The following is a 4,174-nucleotide window of genomic DNA, read 5'->3' as shown; positions in this document are numbered from 1 at the left end:
GCCGTGAACAACAGCGCCAACAGCGCCGCACACTTTCGCGCGGGTGGTCATCAAACCGCCCCAGCACGCATAGCGGTGGGAAGCGCCAGCGCAGACATAGACCTCGTTCTTTTTGAGATCATCCAGCGCTTCAAACATGTAGCCAAACGGCTTTTCAGAAAGCGGGTTGTTGCCTTTGTTTTTGTCGCCGAAAAAGTCGGCTTCCAGAACCGGCATCGCGCGGCCAATGATAACCATGTGATCGTCAATCGGCTTCAGTTTCGGATCGAGAAACTGATGGACGTAGCCTTTGGTATCGAGAATGTCGCCAACGAGGGCTACAAACAGTTCCTTGCGAGCGAGAGCGAAAAGCTCGTCGTCGTTGCTCCAGTATTTAGGCATGGTGGTCTCCTGAGAGTGAAGAGTGTTCTTTGTTTTTTGATGAGGTCGCCTCCCGCCAGACAGCGGCGGGAGGCGCTAGAACTTAGTAGACAAGCCCGATCGAGATGGCCGGAACCATGATGATGAGCGCAAGTACTGCGAGAAGCGCGCCGTAGAACGGTAAGGCTTCGCGGGTAAAATCAGCCACAGAGGTTTTGGTGATGTTGCTCACCACCAGCATGACGGTGCCAACTGGCGGGGTCAGCGTGCCGATGGAAAGGTTGAGCACCATGATGATGCCGAAGTGGTAAGGGTCGATACCAAACGCTTTGATGGTCGGCATCAGAAGCGGTACCAGAACGATGAGGATCGCAGTTCCTTCAATCAGCATACCGAAGAACAGCAAGCACAAGTTCAAACTGAGAATAAACACCAGCTTATTGTCGGTAAGCGAGGTGATGTACTCCGCAAACGCAGGGCCCGCCTGCTCCATAGAGAACACCCAAGCCAGCGCAGAGCTTGCCATGATAACCAGCATCACAGAAGCAGTGGACTTACCGGTTTCAACCAGAGCCGAGATCACATGCTTGAGGTTCATGGTGCGGTAAATGAACATGCCGATGACTATCACGATACCCACTGCCGCAGCGCCTGCTTCAGTTGGTGTGAAGATGCCAAGACGCACACCACCGATCACGATACCGACGAGGAAGATCGCAGGCCAAGCACCGATAACAGTACGCACTGTCTCGTTGGTTGTCGGGCGGCGGGTATGGGATGGCTTGTAGCCGCGTTTGACGGATACAAGATAAGCGGTCACCAGCATGAAAGCTGCGCAGACAAGACCAGGCACAACACCTGCCATAAACATACGGCCAACAGAGACTTCCGCCATCAAAGAATAGATGATGAGCGCGATGCCCGGTGGAATGATCGGTGTGATCAAAGAACCGGCCGCAGTTACCGCAGAAGAGAACGCTTTGTTATAGCCGTTCTTTTCCATCTCCGGCACCATCATACGGGCCAGCATGGCACTATCGGCAAGGTTGGAAGCAGACAGACCGCCCATCAAGGTACTAACCATGATGTTGGTGAGCGCCAAGCCACCACGAATACGGCCGACAAGCAACTGGGCAAGCGCTACAACGCGCTCTGCAATACCGGAATACGCCAGCAGCGAACCCAGCAAGATGAAGAACGGAATAGCCAGCAGCGAGGTATTCTGGGTAGACGAGATGAAGCGCTGGATAGCGATTTCGTGCGGGATTGTCTGGAAGAAAACAAAGTAGACCAGAACCGACACGAGGATCGCCAGATAAAGGCGCATGTTGAGGGCGAAGAACGCCAGCATAACGAGGATGATGACTGGCCAGCTCATTCTTCTGTTCCCTTAATGAGTTGTTTGCACTGTTCCACGAGACGAATGCTCATGTAGCCCGCCATACCTAATGAACCGATGGTGACCGGAAGGTCGATCCAGTACCAAGAAATGCGCAGGATCTCGGTGACTTTGAATGATGTCTTCTGCGCTAGGCTGTAGGCGAGGTAGGCAACGAAGATCAGCGCACAAATGGAAATAAGATTGATGCTGATTTCGACGATCAAGCGGAGCTTGGTGGGAAGAATTTCAGTTAGGACAGGGATGGAGAGGTTTTCGTTATCTCGTTCGGATGCCACAGCACCCAGCATTACGGCCCAGACCATGAGAAGGCACAGCACTTCTTCTGACCAGTGAACAGGATTGGCCATGAAGTAGCGCATAAAGACTGCGTAGCAGGTTGCCACGACCAGCGCGACAAAGATTAGGGCAACGCAGAAGTCCACACCGTGACGGAGTAAACGCATAGTGACCTGCCATATTTTTATGATTGGGGGAAAGAGGAAGGGCACCAAGCAATGCGCCCTTCCTGAAGTAATGTAGGCTTACTTGAGAGCTGCCTGAATTTCTTCGTAAAGACCTTCAGACCATTCAGGGAACTGGTCATAAGTGGTCATTGCAGCTTCACGGAAGGTGGATACATCCGGACGGATAACGGTCACGCCTTCAGCTTCCATTTTCGCGATGATTGCAGCGTCATCCTTTGCAGCCAGTTCTTGACTGTAGAGACCTGCTTCACGCGCTGTGGAGTGAACGAGGTCGAGCTGTTCTTCGGAAAGTGTGCTGAAGAAGGCTTCACCGCCAATAAAGATGGAGGTGTTTACAAGGTAGTCCACCATGGACAGATACTTGGCTTCTTCATGGAAGCGGCCGCCGTAGAGCACTGGTAGCGGGTTTTCAACGCCGTCGATGATGCCCTGTGTCAGTGCAGTGTACACTTCACCAAGTGGCATTGGGGTTGCTGTTGCGCCCATGGACTCGATTGCGCGGATCTGCATGACGTTGTTAGGCACGCGGATCTTCTGGCCCTTCATATCAGCAAGGGTTTCGATAGGCTTTTTGGAGAGAATCTGGCGGGTGCCATAAAGATAGTTCTTCATGACAACGTGAATGCCTTTTTCCTTCAGCGCTTCTTCTTTTTCCTTGAACCAGTCACTTTCGTAAACTTGGAACAGCGCCTGAGGATTTTCGGAGAGGTAAGGACCAAAGAGAATGCCGAGGTCTGGCTCATAATCTGCTAGGAAGCCAACGTCGGAGATGGTGATCACCGGCACGCCCATGAAAGCTTGTTCGGTAATGTCTTTCTTGGAACCAAGCTGAGAACTTGGATAGAGTTTGAACTGGATTTCGCCTTCACTCTTTTCGTCGATGAGATCTGCCCAATAATTCATGACGATGTCGAGAGGTTCACCCGGATTGTTCTCGTAGGCGACCTTGATTTCCAGTGGTGCAGCATGAGCGCTGAACGTGCCCAAAGTGACGACAGTTGCAGCAATAAGCGTCTTTTTAAGCGCCTTAAGCATTTTCTTTCCTCCGCAGCAGGCAGCCGTTGATTTGGTGTAGCGAACGCCACGGACAGAACCCTTTGTTCTGCGGGAAAGCCAAAAACTGCCTGCAAAATGCCTTCCCTCATTCCATCAGCACGAGTGCTGAACCGCCCCTCCTCTAAGCTTTGCCGATGAACTCCCAATTCTCCGGCACAGCCCTAATCTAGTTTATTCCGCGCACCTCCCCGTCCTCAGGTGGTCTGCTAACCAGCTCCACGCGGCACTGTTCCATATGAAAAGAAATGGCCTCCAATGCCGCAGGCAGGTCGCCCGCGCAAATCGCATCAATAAGCTCGCGATGCTCCTTCATCGCCCGCTCAAAGAAGTAGTTTTCGACGGAATAGGTCATCACTGTCTGGGTCTGCCAAAGGACAAGACGATGCCAGTCATCCAGAATAGGATTATCCGCCGCAGCAACGATGGAGCTGTGCAGCTCTCTGTCGATGCGCAAAAATTCAAGCAGGTTTGTCATGTTTCTCTCGCTGGAAAGCTGAGACATGACTTTGAATTTATCTTCCAGAGATTGTTTGAACGCTTCCGTCACAAGGCCCTTTTGAAACGCAGCTTCCAACGCATGGCGCTCGATCATAGAGCGCGCATCGTAGATCGCTTCAATGTCCTTGGGCGTGAAAGCGCGAACGACAGCCCCTCGTCGTTCTTCTCCGGTTACCAGTCCGTCGCGCTCCAACAGCGCCAATGCTTCTTTGACCGGTGTTTGGCTAATGGAAAGCTCGTCAGCAAGCGTAGAAGGAAGCAAACGCTGACCTATGGGAAGCTTTCCCATAGTAATGCGGCTATGCAATTCTTTATACACCTGCCGTGCCAGAGTTGACTTCGTGATCTTCATAAATATTAGCTCTTATTGTTTCCATTTTGTATTTTCTATAAA

General features: G+C 51.9%; 5 protein-coding genes. All 5 read right to left on the bottom strand.

The window, feature by feature from the left end; genetic code table 11:
* A partial coding sequence (locus E1162_RS11875; RefSeq protein ID WP_503328170.1) for an RraA family protein occupies positions 1-381 on the bottom strand: 381 nt, incomplete at its 3' end.
* Positions 382-463: 82 nt separating this feature from the next.
* The gene (locus tag E1162_RS11870) at positions 464-1,738 is read right to left on the bottom strand and encodes a TRAP transporter large permease (protein WP_155131032.1); all 1,275 of its coding nucleotides are present in this window, start codon (positions 1,736-1,738) and stop codon (positions 464-466) included.
* The gene (locus E1162_RS11865) at positions 1,735-2,205 is read right to left on the bottom strand and encodes a TRAP transporter small permease (protein WP_155131029.1); all 471 of its coding nucleotides are present in this window, start codon (positions 2,203-2,205) and stop codon (positions 1,735-1,737) included. The genes E1162_RS11870 and E1162_RS11865 overlap by 4 nt, the downstream gene beginning before the upstream one ends.
* Before the next feature lie 78 nt (positions 2,206-2,283).
* On the bottom strand, positions 2,284-3,261 hold the full coding sequence (locus E1162_RS11860) for a C4-dicarboxylate TRAP transporter substrate-binding protein (RefSeq protein ID WP_155131027.1): 978 nt from the start codon (positions 3,259-3,261) through the stop codon (positions 2,284-2,286).
* 187 nt (positions 3,262-3,448) lie between these two features.
* Positions 3,449-4,132, bottom strand: coding sequence for a GntR family transcriptional regulator (locus tag E1162_RS11855; RefSeq protein ID WP_155131025.1), 684 nt, complete (start codon positions 4,130-4,132; stop codon positions 3,449-3,451).
* Between the last annotated feature and the right edge of the window lie 42 nt (positions 4,133-4,174).

Source organism: Pseudovibrio flavus (assembly GCF_009711345.1).
GTDB classification, from domain to species: Bacteria; Pseudomonadota; Alphaproteobacteria; order Rhizobiales; family Stappiaceae; genus Pseudovibrio; species Pseudovibrio flavus.
This window is presented reverse-complemented; position numbering and strand designations above follow the sequence as displayed.